The sequence below is a fragment of the Algoriphagus sp. AGSA1 genome (assembly GCF_021390545.1).
In the GTDB taxonomy this organism is placed as follows: Bacteria; Bacteroidota; Bacteroidia; order Cytophagales; family Cyclobacteriaceae; genus Algoriphagus.
In genome coordinates this window covers 109,916-129,646 of record NZ_JAJUWR010000011.1, presented here as the reverse complement: position 1 = coordinate 129,646, position 19,731 = coordinate 109,916, and the positions used below count along the sequence as shown (strand labels likewise).

Annotated in this window: 20 protein-coding genes; 9 read left to right on the top strand and 11 right to left on the bottom strand. The window is 43.2% G+C overall.

From position 1 onward, the window contains the following. Position 1 precedes the first annotated feature (1 nt). From LZF95_RS10575 to LZF95_RS10560, 4 genes are all read right to left on the bottom strand, one after another. Positions 2–1,507: a glycosyltransferase family 39 protein gene (locus LZF95_RS10575; protein ID WP_233754960.1), complete on the bottom strand. Its 1,506-nt coding sequence runs from the start codon at positions 1,505–1,507 to the stop codon at positions 2–4. Between the two features lie 69 nt (positions 1,508–1,576). Next, positions 1,577–1,882: a ribosome-associated translation inhibitor RaiA gene (raiA, locus tag LZF95_RS10570; protein WP_233754959.1), complete on the bottom strand. Its 306-nt coding sequence runs from the start codon at positions 1,880–1,882 to the stop codon at positions 1,577–1,579. Between the two features lie 36 nt (positions 1,883–1,918). After that, positions 1,919–2,803, bottom strand: coding sequence for a tyrosine-type recombinase/integrase (locus LZF95_RS10565; RefSeq protein WP_233754958.1), 885 nt, complete (start codon positions 2,801–2,803; stop codon positions 1,919–1,921). A gap of 368 nt (positions 2,804–3,171) precedes the next feature. Continuing rightward, the gene (locus LZF95_RS10560) at positions 3,172–4,077 is read right to left on the bottom strand and encodes a sugar phosphate nucleotidyltransferase (RefSeq protein ID WP_233754957.1); all 906 of its coding nucleotides are present in this window, start codon (positions 4,075–4,077) and stop codon (positions 3,172–3,174) included. 280 nt (positions 4,078–4,357) lie between these two features. Here LZF95_RS10560 and LZF95_RS10555 point away from each other — a divergent pair, with 280 nt between their 5' ends. Further along, positions 4,358–4,696, top strand: a complete 339-nt coding sequence (locus LZF95_RS10555; RefSeq protein WP_233754956.1) for a P-II family nitrogen regulator — start codon at positions 4,358–4,360, stop codon at positions 4,694–4,696. 34 nt (positions 4,697–4,730) lie between these two features. After that, the gene (locus tag LZF95_RS10550; protein WP_233754955.1) at positions 4,731–5,960 is read left to right on the top strand and encodes an ammonium transporter; all 1,230 of its coding nucleotides are present in this window, start codon (positions 4,731–4,733) and stop codon (positions 5,958–5,960) included. Between the two features lie 72 nt (positions 5,961–6,032). Here the strand turns inward: LZF95_RS10550 and LZF95_RS10545 are convergent, their stop codons facing one another. Then, positions 6,033–6,221: a hypothetical protein gene (locus LZF95_RS10545; protein ID WP_233754954.1), complete on the bottom strand. Its 189-nt coding sequence runs from the start codon at positions 6,219–6,221 to the stop codon at positions 6,033–6,035. Between the two features lie 110 nt (positions 6,222–6,331). On the opposite strand from LZF95_RS10545, the gene LZF95_RS10540 reads away from it, so the two are divergent. The 3 genes from LZF95_RS10540 to LZF95_RS10530 are packed head-to-tail and all read left to right on the top strand — an operon-like array spanning position 6,332 to position 10,205. Then, entirely contained in the window at positions 6,332–7,780 is a 1,449-nt protein-coding gene (locus LZF95_RS10540) for a BatD family protein (protein WP_233754953.1), read from the top strand. Then, the gene (aroC, locus tag LZF95_RS10535) at positions 7,780–8,865 is read left to right on the top strand and encodes a chorismate synthase (RefSeq protein ID WP_233754952.1); all 1,086 of its coding nucleotides are present in this window, start codon (positions 7,780–7,782) and stop codon (positions 8,863–8,865) included. The genes LZF95_RS10540 and aroC overlap by 1 nt, the downstream gene beginning before the upstream one ends. A gap of 11 nt (positions 8,866–8,876) precedes the next feature. Beyond that, positions 8,877–10,205, top strand: a complete 1,329-nt coding sequence (locus tag LZF95_RS10530; RefSeq protein WP_233754951.1) for a dicarboxylate/amino acid:cation symporter — start codon at positions 8,877–8,879, stop codon at positions 10,203–10,205. Positions 10,206–10,292: 87 nt separating this feature from the next. Here LZF95_RS10530 and fumC read toward each other — a convergent pair whose 3' ends face one another. From fumC to mazG, 4 genes are all read right to left on the bottom strand, one after another. Further along, on the bottom strand, positions 10,293–11,693 hold the full coding sequence (fumC, locus tag LZF95_RS10525) for a class II fumarate hydratase (protein ID WP_233754950.1): 1,401 nt from the start codon (positions 11,691–11,693) through the stop codon (positions 10,293–10,295). A 75-nt stretch (positions 11,694–11,768) separates the two neighbouring features. Continuing rightward, complete coding sequence (locus LZF95_RS10520; RefSeq protein ID WP_233754949.1) at positions 11,769–12,245, bottom strand: hypothetical protein; 477 nt, start codon at positions 12,243–12,245, stop codon at positions 11,769–11,771. Between the two features lie 15 nt (positions 12,246–12,260). Beyond that, positions 12,261–12,641, bottom strand: coding sequence for a RidA family protein (locus tag LZF95_RS10515; protein WP_233754948.1), 381 nt, complete (start codon positions 12,639–12,641; stop codon positions 12,261–12,263). 60 nt (positions 12,642–12,701) lie between these two features. Then, complete coding sequence (gene mazG / locus LZF95_RS10510; RefSeq protein WP_233754947.1) at positions 12,702–13,502, bottom strand: nucleoside triphosphate pyrophosphohydrolase; 801 nt, start codon at positions 13,500–13,502, stop codon at positions 12,702–12,704. A 72-nt stretch (positions 13,503–13,574) separates the two neighbouring features. Between mazG and LZF95_RS10505 the strand changes: the two genes are divergently transcribed. The 3 genes from LZF95_RS10505 to LZF95_RS10495 are packed head-to-tail and all read left to right on the top strand — an operon-like array spanning position 13,575 to position 16,435. Further along, positions 13,575–13,805 (top strand): hypothetical protein, encoded by a 231-nt coding sequence (locus tag LZF95_RS10505; RefSeq protein WP_233754946.1) that lies wholly within the window; start codon positions 13,575–13,577, stop codon positions 13,803–13,805. 53 nt (positions 13,806–13,858) lie between these two features. Beyond that, positions 13,859–15,253: a phosphoglucosamine mutase gene (gene glmM / locus LZF95_RS10500; RefSeq protein ID WP_233754945.1), complete on the top strand. Its 1,395-nt coding sequence runs from the start codon at positions 13,859–13,861 to the stop codon at positions 15,251–15,253. A gap of 39 nt (positions 15,254–15,292) precedes the next feature. Beyond that, positions 15,293–16,435, top strand: a complete 1,143-nt coding sequence (locus tag LZF95_RS10495; protein ID WP_233754944.1) for a cysteine desulfurase family protein — start codon at positions 15,293–15,295, stop codon at positions 16,433–16,435. 143 nt (positions 16,436–16,578) lie between these two features. On the opposite strand, the gene LZF95_RS10490 is transcribed toward LZF95_RS10495, so the two are convergent. Together LZF95_RS10490 and LZF95_RS10485 are read right to left on the bottom strand one after the other, a co-directional pair. Then, positions 16,579–17,091: a hypothetical protein gene (locus tag LZF95_RS10490; RefSeq protein ID WP_233754943.1), complete on the bottom strand. Its 513-nt coding sequence runs from the start codon at positions 17,089–17,091 to the stop codon at positions 16,579–16,581. A 192-nt stretch (positions 17,092–17,283) separates the two neighbouring features. Continuing rightward, the gene (locus LZF95_RS10485) at positions 17,284–18,024 is read right to left on the bottom strand and encodes a hypothetical protein (protein ID WP_233754942.1); all 741 of its coding nucleotides are present in this window, start codon (positions 18,022–18,024) and stop codon (positions 17,284–17,286) included. 265 nt (positions 18,025–18,289) lie between these two features. Between LZF95_RS10485 and LZF95_RS10480 the strand changes: the two genes are divergently transcribed. Next, the gene (locus LZF95_RS10480) at positions 18,290–19,555 is read left to right on the top strand and encodes an APC family permease (protein WP_233754941.1); all 1,266 of its coding nucleotides are present in this window, start codon (positions 18,290–18,292) and stop codon (positions 19,553–19,555) included. The last annotated feature ends 176 nt before the right edge of the window (positions 19,556–19,731 follow it).

Below are 19,731 nucleotides of genomic sequence, written 5' to 3'. Positions count from 1 at the left end.
ATCAATACCTGTCAGGCAGATAGGGATTAAAGTGCTCTAATTTTCTCCAGACCTGGATTTTAGCAGTTCTTAACGGTTCACCTCTGAAAGTAACCGGCATTTCCTCCTCATAAATCAGCTCTTGGAAACGAGCAAACTCACCGGGTGAACCAAAGTTCCAGCTGACAAAGATGCCTACTTTGTCCTGACCTACAAACTGCTCCAATCCCGGCCAAAGATCAAATTGGCTTTTTCTGGCTCCCATATTCAGCATATACGTTTGGGGGTGCTCAGGAAGGTAAAAGGAAAGTTCGGAAGCCATATGGTAGGTCTCCGAAAATATGAACGCATCCTTTATGCCAAGGCTATCCTGTAGTGAATAAAGTCTCTTCGCCAAGGGGTCATATCCTGCCATTCGTCTAAAAGCTGATTTTTCCGCTTTCGTGATGGGTTTTATACTTTTGAGATAAGTGAAGTCCGGAAGTATAAAAAGTAAGGGGAAACCAATGCTTAATCCAATTCCCCAGTTTTTCATTTTTTTCCAGGCCAGACTTTGAGAGCAAATCCAGGCTGCTAAAGGGATGGCCAGCGTACTGTAAGCGAAAACCGGCCAATTCACTTCTATGGAGGTGAAGAAGCTCAAAAATGCAAATCCCGCCCAAGACATCACCGGAGCAAGAAGCAGGTACATGGATTTTTCGTTGCTACTGAATCTGGAGCGAAACAAGAAGCCGACAAAGAGAGGCAGCAAAAACACCGATACCATCGCAAGTTGCCCCGCCAGGTATTCAAGAAATTGGGTTAGAGCTTTTCCAAAATCAATTACAGAAGATTCTTTGCCCCCGCCGCCCAGAGCCGCCAAATGCTTAAAGGTGTCGAACTCATTTTGCCAATTCCAGATTAGCATAGGTGCGAACCCTATAAGGCTGATTAAAAAATAGATCAGAAAATGGCGTTCCTGGTTCTTCCATTTTTTGGAATACACCAGAAAAATAAGCAGAAAGGGAAATATCAAGATCATCACCATCTTGGCCATCAAGCCAAATGCCGTGGCCAGCCCCGCACCAATCCAGAAGTTTAATCTACGCTCCTGAATACCGCGAAAAGCCAAATAGACTGCCACTATCCAAAAAAATGAAAGAGAGCTGTCAGTCATGTGAAATGTGGAGGCAAGCCACCACATAGGCATAGCCTGCAGGATCATAGCTGACCAAAATCCGACTTTCGGTGAGTAAAGGTGTCTTCCAAATAGGAAAGCCACCCAAGATATCCCCACGCCACAAACTATCGCATTGAGACGCACTCCCAACTCAGTGTTTCCTAAAATGGCCGTGCTCAGGTAATTCATTACGGCCACTAGGGGAGGTTTTGAATAGTAATGCCAAGCCATATTCTGAGACCATAACCAGTACTGCGCCTCTTCAGTAAAAAGGTCTATTTCAGGTCTCAGTGTGAACATGACTTTGGCCAGCACCAGTGCTATGGTGACAAGCCAAAAGTACAGGGGATAATTTGATGACTTCCGCATATAGGACTGTATATAAAAAAAGCACCTCCCAGCTTTTGAGAGGTGCAACAAAATTACGATCCTAATCGGTTACTGTTTAGCCAGCACAACTTTTTCTTTATATTTTTTGATCTGCCTTCTCAACCCTTCGATGGCATCATCGGATGCGGCTTCGAATGAGTCGGATTGGTTCTTGGCAAAGAACTGTTTGCCGGGCACATTCATTTTGATTTCTACGATTTTATTGGCGTTGTTGTCATTTTTGTCGAGCCTTAAAAAAACTTCTCCGTCTATGATTTGGTCATAGTAAGTGTCCAGTTTGTCAGCCTTTTTCTGTATAAAGTCGATCAGTTTACGATCGGCGTCAAAATGGATGGAGTGCATCTGCAGTTTCATATTGATTTGCATTTAGTGGTGAACAAATTATTTAATTTATGCTTTAGGATGTGCCTGTTCGAACACCGCCTTCAGTTTTTCCATGGAATTGTGCGTGTACACTTGGGTAGCGGCCAAGCTTGCGTGACCAAGCAAGTCTTTTACTGCGTTTAAATCTGCGCCTTTGTTTAGAAGATGTGTGGCAAATGTATGTCTCAGCACATGAGGACTGCGCTTACTGGTCTGCGCAAAAAGATCTAGGTAATGCCTTACGATGCGAAATACCATCATGGGGTAACTTTGCTTATGTTGATTGCTGACAATAAAATACTCACTTTGGTCAACTTTAGAAAATCTTTCTTCAAATACTTTTTTATACAACAAAATATTCTGTTTTAGCCCTTTTGTAATAGGGATTATTCTCTCTTTCTTCCTTTTCCCGAGCACTTTTACCGAATCCTCGATCAGGTTGATGTCTGACCATTTCAGTCCGATCAATTCGGAAAGCCGTACACCGGTGAGGTATAGGAACTCCATCACCATCCTGTCCCGTTGACCTTCGAAATCCGGTTTGTAAACGCTCTCTTCTAGAACGGCAAGAATCGCTTCTTCCTGTATAAACTCGGGTAGTTTTTTTGGGTTTTTAAGACCCTTTAACTTATACGTGGGGTCTGAGGAAATGATCCGTGATCGGAGCAAAAACTTGTAATATGACCTTAATGTGGCGATTTTCCGGTTGACTGTAGTAGTACCTAAGCCCCTGTCCACCAAGTCGATCACCCATGCCCGAAGCTCCGGGTGGAGAGCGATCGAAATATCATCTATTTCAAAAGAAACTGCCAAAAACTCCTCTAATTGGGTTAAGTCCCGGCGATATGCCGCTACAGTATGTGGACTGGCCTTTTTTTCGAACTCCAAGTAGTTGATAAAAGAATCGATCATAGGTGAGATAAGATAGGATAAAAAAGACTAATTGTTACAGGCCCACCGCTCAAAAAGGGATAAATAAATTCACATGCATTAAGAATCATGATTATAGCAGAGGCGGGGTAAATTCCGCCAATGGTGTAAATTCTCTAGATTTCAAGCTTTGGGTAATCTTAGCTAGGAGTGTAAAAGTATGTTGCCCACTGTACCCTTTTTGATGTTTCTGAGGTACAAGCTTTATACAAAAAGGAAGCAGTCTTCGAAGCAAGGTGACACAGGGGGAGCCAAATTGCAAGAATCCCACCCATGCTCTGTGGCAAGCTCATCGGAAGACTGAGAAAGTCTGCCGATGAGCTTGCGTTTTTATGACCTATTTACTAAAGTTATTTCCACAGATCTGCTGGATATTCACCAGCATCATGTAGTTTTTGTAGTGAGTCGATCACTATAGGTTTGTCTTCTGTATAAGTGACACCAAACCAAATTTTACCACCTTCTAAAATATCAAAAGCAGCTTCCTTGGCTTTGATAAGATTATTGGCAACAGTAGGGATGTAGAATTCTGATTTGAGGTTTTCCAGATTTTCTGGAAGAAACTTGTTCCACATTTTTTCGATGTCAGCGAATACATTTTGATGGAAGCCCCAAAAATTCATGCTCACCGGAGTGTTTTCAGCGATTTCTAGGATTTCATCTTCACCTTTACTGACTATTTTACCTCCCTCTCGGGATATTGAAGTACGCTCTACCATACCTATCAGATGGCCTTTTTCATTCATATCACACACACCGCGACTTACTGTTCCATGCTCTGAAAGTACATTTTGGATGGCATAGCCCACCATCGCATGTAGATCCGGCTTTACTTCAGTGCTCAGGAATTTTCCGATTGCGGAGAAAGCTTCCCTCCCATAGAAATCATCTGCGTTTATGACAGCAAAGGGCTCATTGATCACATCTTTTGCACATAGGACGGCATGCGCAGTTCCAAAAGGCTTTTTACGCTCAGCTTGCTTCAATTCATTCGGGACAAAGCTGTCCAGAGACTGGATTACGAAATCCACTTCTATTTTCCCTTCCAATTTAGGCAAAAATTTTTCTTTGGCGACCTCGAAAATTTCTTCCCGGACTATGAAAACGACTTTGCCAAATCCGGCCCTGATCGCGTCAAAAATGGAATATTCAAGAATCGTCTCGCCCTTAGGGCCAAAACCGTCTATTTGTTTATTCCCTCCATATCTGCTACCCATTCCGGCAGCAAGTACTAATAAAGTGGGTTTGTTGTGCATGTGCGTAGGTTTACTAAAACTAAGGCAAAATTAAGTTTTTATGGCAGGGAGGCAAGTCTTCGTTCTTGAATAAAAAATAAGGTAAGGTTTGTTTTTAAAGCAATTATGTCAAAATATAGATTGCATTGTTGGCAAGTATGATTAAAAACCACCTATAGACTGATCAAATATCAAGAATATTGAGTGATATGGGTAAAATTTATACTTTACAGATGGTAATTTTAATTTTCTGATTAGTTTTATGCCATAATCTCAAAAAACCATTAAACCCATTGAAAAAATGAAAAAAATTGAAGCAATTATCAGGACTTCACGCTTTGACCAGATCCACACCTGTGTGGCTGGACTGGGTGTTAAGTTCCTCACCTTTTATGAGGTAAAGGGAATGGGGTTGGAGCATGCGCGGCAGGAGATGTACCGTGGTGTATCCTATGAGCCAGCTTACATTCCCAGGACCAAAATTGAAATAGTCACAGTGGAGGAGTTGGTCGAGCCAGTAATCAACTGTATTCTGAAGGAAGGAAACACCGGCCAGATAGGAGATGGGAAAATCTTCGTCTATGATGTGCTGGAGGCTTACCGTATCAGAAACACGGACACTGGGGAACAGGCGCTTTAATTTATTCACTCATTCACAGAACCTATTTTATCACATGCAAGACTTATTTACCGTCAATAATTTATGGATGATGATCGCCACAACGATGGTTTTCATTATGCATTTGGGCTTTGCCAGTTTGGAAGCTGGCCTTACCCGTTCAAAAAATACCGTTAATATTCTATTTAAGAACACAATTATACCTGCCATTGGGCTATTGACCTATGCTTTCGTCGGGTTCAATCTGATGTATCCGGGGGACGAATTTGCGGGTTCTTTCTTTGGGTTTGCGGGTTTTGGCCTCACACTGCCAGATGGCTGGGATACCAGCAATTACAATGAAGGATACACTTTCTTTACGGACTTTATCTTCCAGGCGATGTTCGCGGCTACTGCAGCTACTATCGTGTCGGGAGCTGTGGCAGAACGTGTGAAGCTTGGCCCATTTATCTTTTTCTCAGTATTATATGTAGGAATTTGTTATCCAATCGTGGGTATGTGGCAATGGGGCGGAGGATTTCTCAGCACACTGGAAACCCCCTTTTATGACTTTGCGGGTTCTACGATAGTACACTCTGTTGGAGGGTGGGGAGCCTTGGTCGGTGCCGCATTATTAGGGCCAAGACTTGGTAAATATACTTCTCGGGGAATGACTGCGATTCCTGGACATAATATTCCATTGGCCACCTTAGGTGTGTTTCTTTTGTGGTTCGGGTGGTTTGGCTTCAACGGGGGATCTGTTCTTAGTGCCGACCCTGGCGCTGTGTCTAAAGTTTTTGTGACCACTTGTATGGCTGCTGCTGCCGGAGCTATCGGGGCGCTTGCTGTCTCTTACCTGATGTTCAAGACCTATGATATCACAATGGTATTGAATGGGATTTTGGCTGGCTTGGTAGGGATTACTGCCGGCGCGGATCTCATGGGGGTGACTTCTTCCGTTATCATCGGGTTGATAGGCGGAGGCTTGATCGTACTTGCGGTAGTGTTCTTTGACAAGATAAAAGTTGATGATCCGGTAGGAGCTATTTCGGTTCACCTAGTCGGTGGTATTTGGGGGACTTTGGCCGTGGGGATTTTCGGAGACCTAGCTGGTATGGGCCAATTCTTTTCCCAGCTGATAGGAGTAGTCGCAGTAGGTGTGTTCTGTGTCATATTTGCCGGAGTGATCTTCTTTGTGATGAAAAAAACCATCGGTATTCGGGTAGATGAAGCGGAGGAAACTGAAGGCTTGGATATCAATGAGCACAGCATGCGCGCATATCCGGATTTTGCCACAAAAGATTAACAAGGATTAAACAAAAGTTCGTGCTGCCATAGATGAAAAAAGCCCCGTTCCATAGTTGTTCGGGGCTTTTACTTAATATGCAGGTTTGAAATACCTGTTGAGAATTACCTGGTGAATATTTCCAAACATCAGATAACACCATTCTTTGAATTCCTGAATCTCCGTATGGGAGATTATCCTTAAGCCTTTTCTCAGCTCACGCTCAAATAAATACTTTGAAAAGCTAACCTTTTGTAAGATAGTTTTCACATATTCGGTCATAGTCTAAAGAGTTTAGGGTTTTAACTGATTTTAAGTTCCAATACGCAGGCATTTCTGCATATGTTGCGTTATTTTAGAAATGAAAGAGTATATTCCCTATTTTCGCAACCATGATTAAAACGCTTGCCCAATTCATTTTCGTATATAGCCTCATGGCATTTTCTGGGATGGCTATAGCGCAGGACGTTCAGATTGAGCTGGGGTCCGCAGAGATCGGTTTGAATGAAACATTCACAATCAAGGTAACCATCAGTAACGAAAAAATCAAGTCCTACGATCAGTTTCCTGATATTCCTAGTTTTCAGAAACAGGGGATATCCCAATCTTCCTCGATGAACCTCATCAATGGACAGATGAGTAGTTCCAATAGCATTATACAATACTACAGACCCAGTAGAAAGGGAGTGTTTACTCTGCCATCTTTTGAGTTGTCTATCAATGGACAAGCTTACTCGTCCCCAGGCAAGCAGATCACGGTGGGGGATGCTGTAAGCAGATCTGGATCAGGAGGGGCTGCCTCAGATCCTTTTGCGGATTTTTTTGGAAGATCGGCGGTAGAGGAACCTGAGTATGTGGAGATGGAGGATGATGCGTTTTTCTCTGTATCTGTGGACAAAGAGGAGGTTTTTCAGGGTGAAGGGTTTAACGTTAGCATGGCATTTTATATGTCTGAGTCAAATCAGGCACAATTTAGCTTTCATGAGGCAGGCAGACAGTTGGATAATGTCCTTAAGAAAATAAAGCCCTCCAACGTGTGGGAAGAAAACTTTAATATCAGCAATATTGAGCGAGAGCAGGTTACCATTAACGGTAAACGCTGGACTAAATTTAAAGTCTATGAAGCCACCTTTTTCCCGTTTTCGGAGGGAGAAATCGAAATCCCACGGGTTCCTTGGGAAATGATAAAATATAAGGTGGCCAAGAACCCAACTTTCTTTGGGGCGAATCGACAAGAAGACTTCAAAACTTTCTATTCTAACCCAAAAAGTATTAAAGTAAAACCCCTCCCTCCCCATCCTTTGAAAAATGAAGTCAGTGTAGGAGAATTTCAGCTTAGGGAAAATATTAAATCCATTGAAGTTGAGACAGGACAGGGCTTTGACTACAGCCTAGGAATCTCCGGGGTAGGGAATATCAATGCAATCTCCCCTCCCAAAAGACTCCCTGTGGCAAACCTCAATACCTATGACCCAAATGTGCGGCAGCAGATTAACCGGGGATATGGAAGAGTATCTGGGATAAAGGAATTCAACTACTATATCACCATCAATGAAGCCGGTGATGTGGACTTGGGACGGAACTTTGAGTGGATTTATTTTGATCCTGTCCGTGCTGTGTATGACACCTTGGTTCCGCAGGCTAAGATTTCAGTAGTAGGGGACAGCAAAGTGAACCAGGCGATTTCCAGCCAAAGATTAGGAGGGATTTATGATCGTATATCCACCGAAGACAACAGGTTTTTAAACGAGAAATATAAATACTATTTTACGGTCTCAATCAATGTATTACTGCTTTTGGCGGTTGCATTGCTGGCTTTATTGATAATCAGAAAGAGATAATGGGCAATTCATTTGGGAAGCTATTCAAGATCACCACCTACGGTGAATCGCACGGATTGGCTTTAGGGGTAATCATCGAGGGATGCCCAGCAGGACTGAAAATAGATGAGACTAAGCTGATCGCGGAAATGCAGCGAAGAAAGCCCGGCCAGTCTAAAATCACCACCCAGCGGAAGGAGGAAGATGAATTTGAAATCAAATCCGGCGTTTTTGAGGGAGTGACCACGGGCACTCCAATAGGGATTGTGATCAATAATTCAGATCAAAAAAGTAAGGACTACTCTCATATTTCAGATAAGTTCCGTCCCTCCCATGCTGATTTTACTTATTTCGAAAAGTATGGACTGAGAGACTACCGTGGTGGAGGAAGAAGTTCTGCCAGGGAAACAGCTGCTCGGGTTGTTGCCGGCGCTATTGCCAAGCAGCTGCTGGAAACAAAAGGGATCAGTATCCAAGCCTATGTGTCCCAAGTTGGAAAGCTCAAGCTGGAGAAGGATTATTTAGAGCTGGATCTGGCCAAAGCTGAGGATAACATTGTGAGATGTCCTGATCCTGCTGTGGCTGAGGAAATGATAGCCTTGATCGATTCGGTAAGAAAAGATAGGGACACCATCGGAGGGGTAGTTACCTGTGTGATCAAAAATACACCTGTAGGAATAGGAGAACCGGTGTTTGACAGGCTTCATGCCGAGCTTGGGAAGGCTATGCTGAGCATCAATGCCGTAAAAGGCTTCCAGTATGGAAGTGGTTTTGAAGGGGTGAAAATGAGAGGCTCAGAGCACAATGATGTATTCGTGCAAGATGGGGATAGAATCCGTACAATAACGAATTACTCTGGAGGTATTCAGGGGGGCATTTCCAATGGCGAGGATATCTATTTCAGTGTAGCTTTCAAGCCGGTGGCTACCATAATGACCGATCAGGAGTCGATAAACGAGGCTGGTGAGACCGTGGTAGTTTCTGGAAAAGGGCGCCATGACCCATGTGTGGTTCCTAGAGCTGTACCTATTGTGGAAGCAATGGCAGCATTGGTAATAGCAGACTATATTTTGCTGGCAAAAAGCAGTAAACTGCAAGACTTCTAACCCAGATATATATGATTAAAAAGATACCCTTACACACCCAAATTATCATCGGACTTGTTCTGGGGTTGATTTTCGGGTTGATGGTCATTAAGACTTCCATTCCTAATTCTTTCACTATTGATTATATCAAGCCATTTGGAACGGTTTTCATCAATGGCCTGAAAATGATCGCTGTGCCTCTTGTGCTGGCTTCACTGATTGTAGGTGTTTCTAACTTGGGAGACATCTCTAAACTCAGCCGGATTGGCGGGAAAACAATTGGGACATACCTGTGTACGACCGTTCTGGCAATTACTATTGGCTTGGTGCTTGTCAATATATTCAAACCGGGTAAAAGCCTCCCTCCAGAAACCCGGGAAAACCTGATGACCTTATATGAAGGTGATGCGGGGTCTAGAGTGGGACAGGCTGCTGAACTGCAAAAACAAAGCCCGCTACAGCCTTTGGTGGACATAGTTCCTGAGAATGTTTTCCAGGCCACAACAGATAATGCCGCTATGCTGCAAGTTGTGTTCTTTGCCATACTCGTAGGAATAGCGCTTCTCCAGATACCCAAGTCAAAAGCCGGGCCTGTTGTAGCATTTTTTGATGGAATGAATGATGTGATCATCCAAATCGTGAATTACATCATGATGATTGCCCCTTATGGGGTTTTTGCACTGATGGCCTCTTTGATAGTGGAGATCGCAGGTGAAAACCCTGATTCGGCAGTGCAGTTGTTGATGGCTTTATTGAAATATAGCTTAGTGGTGTTGGGAGGTTTGTTCACCATGATTTTGGTGGTATATCCAGTTATTTTGATGGCATTCACCAAGGTGAAATACAAGGATTTTTTCAAAGCTATCCGCCCTGCGCAACTATTGGCATTTTCTACCAGCTCCAGCTCAGCTACTTTGCCTGTGACGATGAAGCAGGTAGAGGAGGAACTTGGTGTCTCAGAGGAGGTCTCAAGTTTTGTACTTCCATTAGGAGCTACCATAAATATGGACGGAACTAGTCTTTATCAGGGCGTGGCAGCTGTGTTTATCGCTCAGGCATTGGGGATGGAGCTGTCTTTGACCCAGCAATTGATGATCGTGTTGACTGCCACTCTGGCATCCATAGGTTCTGCCGGGGTGCCTGGGGCAGGTTTGATTATGCTGATAATTGTGCTCGAATCAATCGGTGTGCCTGCGGCTGGGATTGCGTTGATCATTGCTCCTGATCGAATCTTGGACATGTTCCGTACTGTGGTCAACGTCACCGGTGATGCCGCTGTGTGTACCATCGTAGCCAGTACTGAAGGGGAATTGCCGGATGGGTTGATTAGAAAGTCAAATCCGCTTACGCCAAATGAATGAATAGTAACCTCTATATAAAAAAATAGATGTAAAAAAATGGTCCCGAAATATGTTTTTGGGACCATTTTTTAAGTTGTAGGATGAGGTTTACTTCAAACCTCCTGTCATTTCTTCAGGCTTCACCCATTCGGTGAATTGTTCTGATGTAAGTAGATTCAAAGCAATGGCCGCCTCTCTTAAGCTGGTACCTTCTTTATGCGCTTTTTTGGCAATTGCGGCCGCATTTTCATAGCCAATATGAGGGTTGAGGGCTGTTACCAACATCAATGAATTCTCCAAGTGTCTTTGGATCATTGGTGTATTTGGTTCAATTCCCACTGCACAGTTATCATTGAAAGAAACGCATGCATCGCCGATCAAACGAGCCGACTGCAGAAAATTTGCCGCGATCAGCGGCTTGAAGACGTTTAGTTCGAAGTGACCTGTGGCCCCACCTACCGTGATCGCTACATCATTGCCCATCACCTGGGCCGCCACCATGGTAAGTGCTTCTACTTGGGTTGGATTTACTTTGCCTGGCATAATGGAAGAACCAGGTTCGTTTTCTGGAATCAATATCTCACCGATTCCTGATCTAGGCCCAGAGGAAAGCATTCTTACATCATTGGCTATTTTCATCAGAGATACTGCCAGCTGCTTCAGTGCTCCATGGGTTTCTACCATGGCATCATGTGCCGCCAATGCCTCAAATTTATTCTCAGCTGTGACAAAAGGCTGACCTGAAAACTCAGCGATTTTTTTAGCCACCAGCTCCGAATAGCCTTTTGGTGTGTTTAATCCCGTGCCGACGGCGGTTCCGCCAAGAGCCAGTTCGGAAAGGTGGGCAAGTGTATTTCTCAGTGCTTTCAGACCATAGTTGAGTTGGGCTACATAGCCTGAGAATTCCTGCCCTAAGGTAAGCGGAGTCGCATCCATAAAGTGGGTACGTCCGATTTTCACCACGTCTTTGAACGCCTCTGCTTTCTTGGCAAGTGTATCCCTTAGTTTCTCAACTCCAGGGATAGTAGTCTCTACCACCATTTTATAGGCAGCGATGTGCATGGCAGTTGGGTAGGTGTCGTTGGAGGATTGGGATTTGTTTACATCGTCATTTGGGTGGATTTTCTTCTTGGTATCCTCCAGAGAACCTCCCAGCAGTACATGTGCCCGGTAGGCGATCACCTCGTTTGAGTTCATATTTGATTGGGTGCCTGATCCGGTCTGCCATACCACCAGCGGGAACTGATCATCATGCTTCCCCTCTAGAATTTCGTCGCACACGGTGCTGATAATATCAGCTTTTGCCTGATCCAGCACCCCTAGTTCCGCATTGGTCTGAGCGGCAGCTTTCTTCAAAATGGCAAAAGCTCGGGTAATCTCAATAGGCATTCGGTTTTTTTCTCCACCTATTTTAAAATTGTTGATAGATCGCTGGGTCTGCGCTCCCCAGTACTTGTCAGCAGGTACCTCTACAGGCCCCATGGTGTCTTTTTCTATGCGGATACTCATATGTTTGTTATTGTTGGATCAAAATCTCGGCACTAAATTACTTCCTAATGCCATTTTTCCCTAGGATTAAAAGCCTTAATCCTTCATCTGGAAATTGATAAGCTGATGAAAAACGTTTCGTGAAACTTTTACCTGCCGATTGAAGAAGTACATCGCGATCCCATAATTGAAAAGTCCCAATGCCAAGCAAAGAACTGCGTAGGCATAGTTGGTGAAGACAAAGGAATAAAATATGGTAAATGCCAGTAGTACAATAGTCCAAAACGCCAGAAAAAATACCGCACCGGGGAATAAGCGGTAATTGATAAATATGATACACCCTCTTGGAGTCGCTTGTACTTGTCCTAAAATCAGGGGCAAAAAGGTGTCCCCCCTTTCCACGGTTTTGGAGATTCTGAAGCCCTTACGCCCTATAAAACCATTGAAAAGCACCTCGTCTTTGGCCAAAGTCCGCTGATCTAGGAAGTTTACTTCCCGGGTCACGCGATTCAGCTGGGTAAGCACCTCTTTTTTGGTAAGAGAACTGACTATTGTTTCGCTATCGTAGGGCAAAAGGTGCAAAATTCTTTATTTAAAGGCGACACAAGAGATTTCCACATTTACATTTTTGGGGAGCTTACTTACTTCTACTGTTTCCCGTGCCGGAGGGTTCGATTTGAAATATTGCCCATATGCCTCATTGATGGTGCCAAACTCGTCCATGTTCTTGATGAATATACTACACTTGACTATGTCCGCGAAAGTGAAATCAGCGGCTCTTAGGACTGCTTCCAGGTTTTTCATCACAGCATGGGTTTCTTCAGTGATGTTTTCGTTGATCAGCTCACCTGTATCGGCATCCAATGCGATCTGTCCCGAGACATATAAGGTGTTTCCCGCTAATATTGCTTGTGAGTAGGGGCCGATGGGGGCTGGGGCTTCTTTGGTGAATATGATTTTGTTCGGCATAATTTCTATTTTTTGAGGAACCTCTTTATTTGAAAACTAAATTTCCTTTACTGCGACTGCTTACTTCATCTTCGCCTCATTCCAATATATGTCCATTTCTGCCAAGCTCATATCGCTCAGTTTTTTGCCGGAACTCTCTGCTGCCTTTTCCAGATATTGAAAGCGTTTGATGAATTTCTTGTTGGTACGTTCCAAGGCTTCTTCTGGATTGATGTCAATAAACCTCGCATAGTTGATCAAAGAAAACAATAAGTCTCCAAATTCTCCACTGGCTTTCTCCAGATTTATTCCCGCAGTATTCGTGGCATTGAATTCATCTTTGAATTCCTGCATTTCCTCTTCCACTTTTTCCCAAACTTGGTTTTTCTCTTCCCAATCGAAACCCACCCCTCTGGCCTTTTCCTGGATACGCATAGCTTTGATCAGGGCCGGCAGGGATTTGGGGACTCCTCCCAGCACTGATTTGTTGCCTTTTTCAGTCATTTTTATTTTCTCCCAGTTTTGCTTCACAGCCTCTTCATCATCAGCCAGGGTGTCTCCATATATATGTGGATGACGGCGGATTAGCTTTTCACATAGCCCATCTATCATCGTCTTTATGTCAAAATTGCCTTCCTCAGAGCCGATTCTTGCATAAAAAACTATGTGCAATAAAATATCTCCCAGTTCTTTTTTGACTTCTTCAGGATCACCTTCCAATATGGCGTCGGATAATTCAAAGGTCTCTTCGATTGTCAGATGTCGGAGACTTTCGGTCGTTTGTTTTTTGTCCCAAGGGCATTGCTCCCTGAGTTCATCCATGATGGTCAATAATCGGTCAAAAGCTGCCAATTGCTCGGCTCTGGTACTCAAATTTGTCATGGGCAAGGAAACTATGCGTGGATTGTGGACGTTTTCGAAGTAAAGCTTTAAATTTGCGCAAATTTATCCGTTATGACAACCGTATTTCTAACACTTGGTTTTGTTGCTTTATTCTTCATTTTGATGTCAATAAGGCTTCTGTTCCTCAAAAACGGAGAATTCAAAGGAACCTGTGCATCGCAGAGTCCTTTCCTAAATAAAGAAGGCACTACCTGCGGGTATTGTGGAAAAACCGTAGATGCCAACAGCAGCTGCGGCAATCCTGACAATGAAGTTGACAAAGTGCTGGCAAAATTCAAGTAAGCCAACTTTATTTATAGCTAAAATTATCTGTTTTTTACCTAATTATTACTTAAGTGTCTCTAATTAAATCTATCTCTGGCATCAGAGGTACTATCGGCGGTAAATCCGGTGATGGATTGACCCCCATTGATATTGTCAAATTCACATCGGCATATGGCGCTTGGGTCATCGAAAACACCAATAATCCCAAGATTGTAATAGGAAGAGATGCCCGGATTTCCGGAAAAATGGTTTCGGGCCTCGTTTCAGCCACGTTACAGGGGCTGGGTATCCATGTTATCGACCTTGGATTAAGCACTACGCCTACCGTGGAATTTGCTGTTCCTTTGGAAAATGCAGGAGGGGGGATCATTCTGACCGCAAGCCATAACCCGATTCAGTGGAATGCGCTTAAACTGTTGAATTCCAGGGGGGAATTTATTTCTGATCTGGAAGGAAAAAGTATCCTGGAGAAGGCAGAAAAAGAAGATTTTATCTTTGCAGAGGTAAAAAAGCTCGGTTCATATACCCAAGTTGACGATTACATTGATAGGCATATACAGCATGTGCTGGATCTGGAACTGGTGGATGTGGAAGCGATCAAAGCGAGAAATTTCAAAGTTGTGGTAGATGCGGTGAATTCTACCGGAGGTATCGCTGTTCCTAAACTTCTAAGAGCTCTGGGTGTGACAGAGATAGAGGAGATGTTCTGTACACCTGACGGCCATTTTCCACATAACCCTGAGCCACTTCCTGAGAATCTAAGGGACATCTCCAGTAAACTGGAGCGGGGAAGTTTTGATCTAGGCATAGTAGTGGATCCTGATGTGGATCGTTTGGCGTTTGTCAATGAGGACGGTTCAGCATTTGGAGAGGAATATACTTTGGTGGCAGTGGCGGATTATGTGCTTTCCAAAACTCCTGGTAATACCGTCTCTAACCTTAGTTCTACGCGTGCCCTCAGAGACGTGACGGAGAAAAGAGGTGGTTCTTACCATGCTTCGGCGGTGGGAGAAGTGAATGTAGTGAATCAGATGAAAGCTGTGGATGCAGTGATCGGCGGTGAAGGAAACGGAGGCGTTATTTATCCCGCATCTCATTATGGACGTGATGCCTTGGTTGGGATTGGATTGTTTTTGACACATTTGGCTAATTTCGGGAAGTCCATTTCGAGACTTAGAGCCTCTTACCCCAATTATCATATTTCCAAGAACAAGATCGAACTCACCCCTGAGATTGATGTTGACCGTATTTTGGATGAAATTAAGAGTAAATACAAAAACCATCCTATAAACGATATTGACGGAGTCAAAATCGAGTTTGAAAAGGAATGGGTGCATTTAAGAAAGTCTAACACGGAACCTATCATCCGGATTTATTCCGAATCTGAATCAGAGGCAACAGCTGAGCATTTGGCTAAAAAACTGATCGCAGACATCAAGGAGGTGGTCAATACCTCAATGATCTGACCCCGAGCTGTCCAGAATATATAACCCAATGAGAGTACAATGAAAGTTTATTTAGATAATGCCGCCACCACTGCGATGGATGATCGGGTGATTGATGCGATGATCCCTTTTATGAGGAATCATTATGGCAATCCTTCCTCAGTCCATAGTTTTGGTCGGGAAGTGAGAACTGCTATAGAGCGATCCCGTAAGAAAGTTGCCGAGTTATTAAATGCAACTCCCTCAGAAATATTCTTTACTTCAGGTGGTACTGAAGCAGATAATACAGCCATAGTATGCGGCATAGAGAGCCATGGGATTACCTATGCGATCACTTCTCCTCTAGAACACCATGCCGTTCTCCACACACTGGAGATGTGTGAGAAAAAAGGCCTCATCAAGCTGAGTATGTTGGATGTGGATGAAAAAGGTGTACTGGACCTGATCCAGCTCGAAGGATTGTTAAAAAACAATCCCAACAGCATGGTTTCCCTGATGCATGCAAATAATGAGATTGGTAATCTAAACGATTTAACCCGCATCGGTTCACTTACTAAAGAATACGGTGCATTTTTCCACTCGGATACGGTGCAGACCATGGGGCATTATGTACATGATCTTAAATCGCTTCCGGTTGATGCTGTAGTGGCTGGTGGACATAAATTCCACGGCCCTAAGGGTTCTGGATTTCTATATGTGAAAAAAGATAAAAAAATCCATCCTTTGATCCACGGAGGAGCCCAGGAGAGAAATATGCGTGGTGGAACCGAAAATGTGATTGGAATCATCGGCATTGCCAAAGCTTTGGAAATCGCCTATGAGGATATGGCAGGGCATCAGGCACATGTAGAAGCCATCAAAAAGCACTTCATCCAAAGCCTTACCCAAGAAATCCCTGGAGTTGGTTTTAATGGACTTTCGGCGGATATGGATAACAGTCTATATACTGTTTTGAGTGTGAGTTTGCCTCCATCGGAGGCGAATAGCGGGATGTTGCTGTTTAATCTTGATCTGGAAGGTATCTCTGCTTCAGGAGGATCGGCTTGCAGCTCGGGAGCAACGGTGGGTTCACATGTGTTGAGGGCGATCAACCATACTCCGGAAAGGGATGCGGTGAGGTTTTCCTTCAGCCGTTTTAATACCATTGAGGAAGTGGATTACACCGTTGGCAAATTGAAAGAATTATATGCTGTAGAAGCATAAGAAAATAAAAGGGAGCTTAAAAGGCTCCTTTTTTTTATTTAATCAGGCAAGAATAGAACTAGAGAAAAAAAGCCATTCCACATTGCGTGAAATAACATTGCTTTAAATAGTCCTTCATGAAATCGAATAAATAAAACTTAGGACTATTCCCCTATGAATTGCGAAAAGACCAATAGTGGAGTCCAATAGAAATCGATCCACCAATCTACTCCTATATAATTGGTAAGGTGGGCCAGGGCAAAAAACCCAGAGGTAAAATATACCATTAGGGGAATTGGAATGGCTTTCTTAGAGATTTTAAAGCCTAACAAGGCAAACAAGTAGGTAACGTATAGTATAAAAGAGTGAACCTTTATAGACACCAAAGCAGCTACTATTAACGTAAATATTATTGAGAAATATTTTCTGTTTTGATGATATCTGAAAAGCACTTCTTCTAAGATTGGAGCAAGGATAGCTACCGCAAATAGCAGTAGATAAGGCTTATCTTCAAGATCATCAAAAACCATCGAGTCAAATCTATCACCTGTAAAGAAGTCAACAAATAGCAATACAGGAACTATAAGTATGAAATTTGCAAACCCAAGGAGTAGGAAGTCCTTGAACGAAGATTTTTTTGCAGGTAGGTATAACTCTGGTTTTATGAAATCAAGCATGTCGCAGGCGACACACAGAGAGATGATTATCTACTATGCGAGATTCCATGTGACCTATAAAAATCAAAAATAAACACATGAAAAAGCGAATTACATCTGCTAGATACGGTGATTTTTCAGCAATTGAATTAGCCATTAAAAATTCTGTATTGAACTTTAGGAGATTTAGCAATTTAAAAGAAGTTGACAAAATCACTTTTTATACCCAATCGCATAAGGTGTCCAGATCTCATATATTGGATCTCCCTTGGAACTCAGGCCACTATGATGCCACTCCCCATCAATTACCTCATAATTGAAATCCAGACTGGCTCCTACACGGCTATCGTCACGGGAGAAGAAGGTAATGTTCTCTATGTATTTCCCTCCTTTTGCAGTGTAAGTTCCTCCTCCCGTCCCAGAGAATTCCTTTGTTTCGGAGTTAAACGCTATCCACTGGAATCTTCCCCCGCTGAGGATTTTGACAGTTCGACGGGCTCCTGGAGTGGATCGCGAGATTTCTTCACCTCTTTTTCTTCCTGTGATAACCCAGTTTCCGGTTAGATCATCTTTTGTGTCGGCTACTTTTTCCCAGATTTCTACCAGCGTTTTTCCATTGATTTCTGAAGAGATGACCATTTTTTCATTTGCCCAATCAAGCTCATATTTATGCGTTTTACCTACCTGAAGTGGATCAAGTGTGAAGAAGTCTAGTGTTTCAGTATATTTTCCATCCTTGTAAGAGTAGGGACCACCACCCGCACCTACAAAATGATTGTCATCTACCTGTTTTGCACCAAATGCGAAATAATCATCCTGATAGATTTTAATGTATTCCATATCTTTTACCTCCTTACCATCCTTATGGGTTAGTTTCCAGGATCCTTCCGGGTTTTGTGCATTCGTAGAGAGGATGAAAAACATCGCTAAGAAGAAAAATAAAGTAGTCTTCATGATTTTTTGGGTATTGATTATCCTATTAAATTCAGGAAGATTTGTCAGAAAACCAATGCTTTCTATATGTTATGTTGATCATTTTTTTGAACTGAGGGATTTTTGATTTAGTATAATAACTGACGGGAAGCAGATTGAAAATCAAATTTTTACTGATTTAGCAAGGTTTTACCAATTATCAAATTTTAGAATGTAAAATGGAGTTTGCATATTTTGGCGAAAATATTCTGCCTACTTTAAGCTTTTATTCACCCCAATCAACACTATGTTAAAGCGAGGAATACGTCGGTGGGATCTGGTTTTTCTGATTATCAATTCTGTCATTGGAGCTGGGATTTTTGGGCTTCCAGCAAAAGCCTTCGCTCTATCCGGAGCCTATTCTTTGCTGGCTTTTGGTGTGTGTGCAGCGGTGATGCTGGTGCTGATTTTGGTGTTTATGGAGGTGAGTTCGAGATTTGACAGGACGGGTGGTCCATATCTTTACATCAAGGAAGCTTTTGGTAATGTCCCCGCTTTTGCCGTAGGCTGGGTGCTGATGCTGACCCGGCTTTTTAGCTATGCTACATTGGTTAACTTACTGGTAATTTACATGTCCTTCTTCTCTCCTGTTTTTCAGGAGGAATGGATGAGAATTGTGATGATTGTGGGCATTACCGGAGTTCTGACAGGGATTAATCTGCTGGGAATTAAAGATTCCACACGCACGACAAATCTTCTGACCATATCCAAACTGGTTCCTCTTACACTTTTTATTGTAGTTGGGCTTTTCTTCCTTAATTCTGAAGCTTTTGATTTCAGTGTCCCTCCTCCCTTGCCTGAATTTGCCAATACTGCTTTGTTGCTGATTTTTGCTTTTGGGGGCTTTGAGGCAGGACTGGTGATTTCCGGTGAGGTAGAAAACCCTCGTAAAAACCTTCCCTTTGCTCTAATGACGGGAGCATTGATCATAGCTGTTTTCTATGTGTTGATCCAAGTGGTGGCAATAGGTACGCTTCCTGATCTGGCTACTTCGGACAAACCTTTAGCTGATGCCGCAACGCGGATTCTAGGTTTTGGAGGTGGGTTCTTTATTACCATTGGGGCAATTGTCTCGATTCTGGGTACGCTCAATGTTCAGATCCTCAGCGGTTCCAGATTGCCATTTGCACTCAGTGAATCCAAGCAGTTTCCTGAGATTTTTTCCTTTGTCCATCCTCGTTTTCGCACCCCAACTGTGTCGGTTTTATTCTTTTCTTTTTTGATTGTCATCGTGGCTATTGTCTGGGATTTTATGGGTTCTCTGGCTATTTCAGTTATTGCCCGACTGCTTATTTATTTGTTGGTTTGTGGAGCTTTGATCCGCTTGCGTAAAAGCCAACCCGGTGCTGATTATTATAAATTGAGGTTTGGAATCCCATTGGCAATAGCGGGAATGGCAGCGACGATTTGGCTTTTGAGTAGCACTCAATGGGAAGAGATCAAGGATATGGCACTATGGACTGCGTTAGGCTTTGTCATCTATGGCGTTCATAAGGTTTTTTCGAAGAGATAGGATTCACTTTTGTTAAGTGGCTACTCTATAAGCGGGCTCTATGGGTTTTGAGTCAAAATTATAGGGAAATCCCCCTTGTCTTCTTTGAATAGGAGAAGCAGTTGTAAATTGAGCCTTTGGAATTTGATGTTTTACCCATCGAAGATTAAGTGTCATTGGGAAGGTACGCTGGTTTT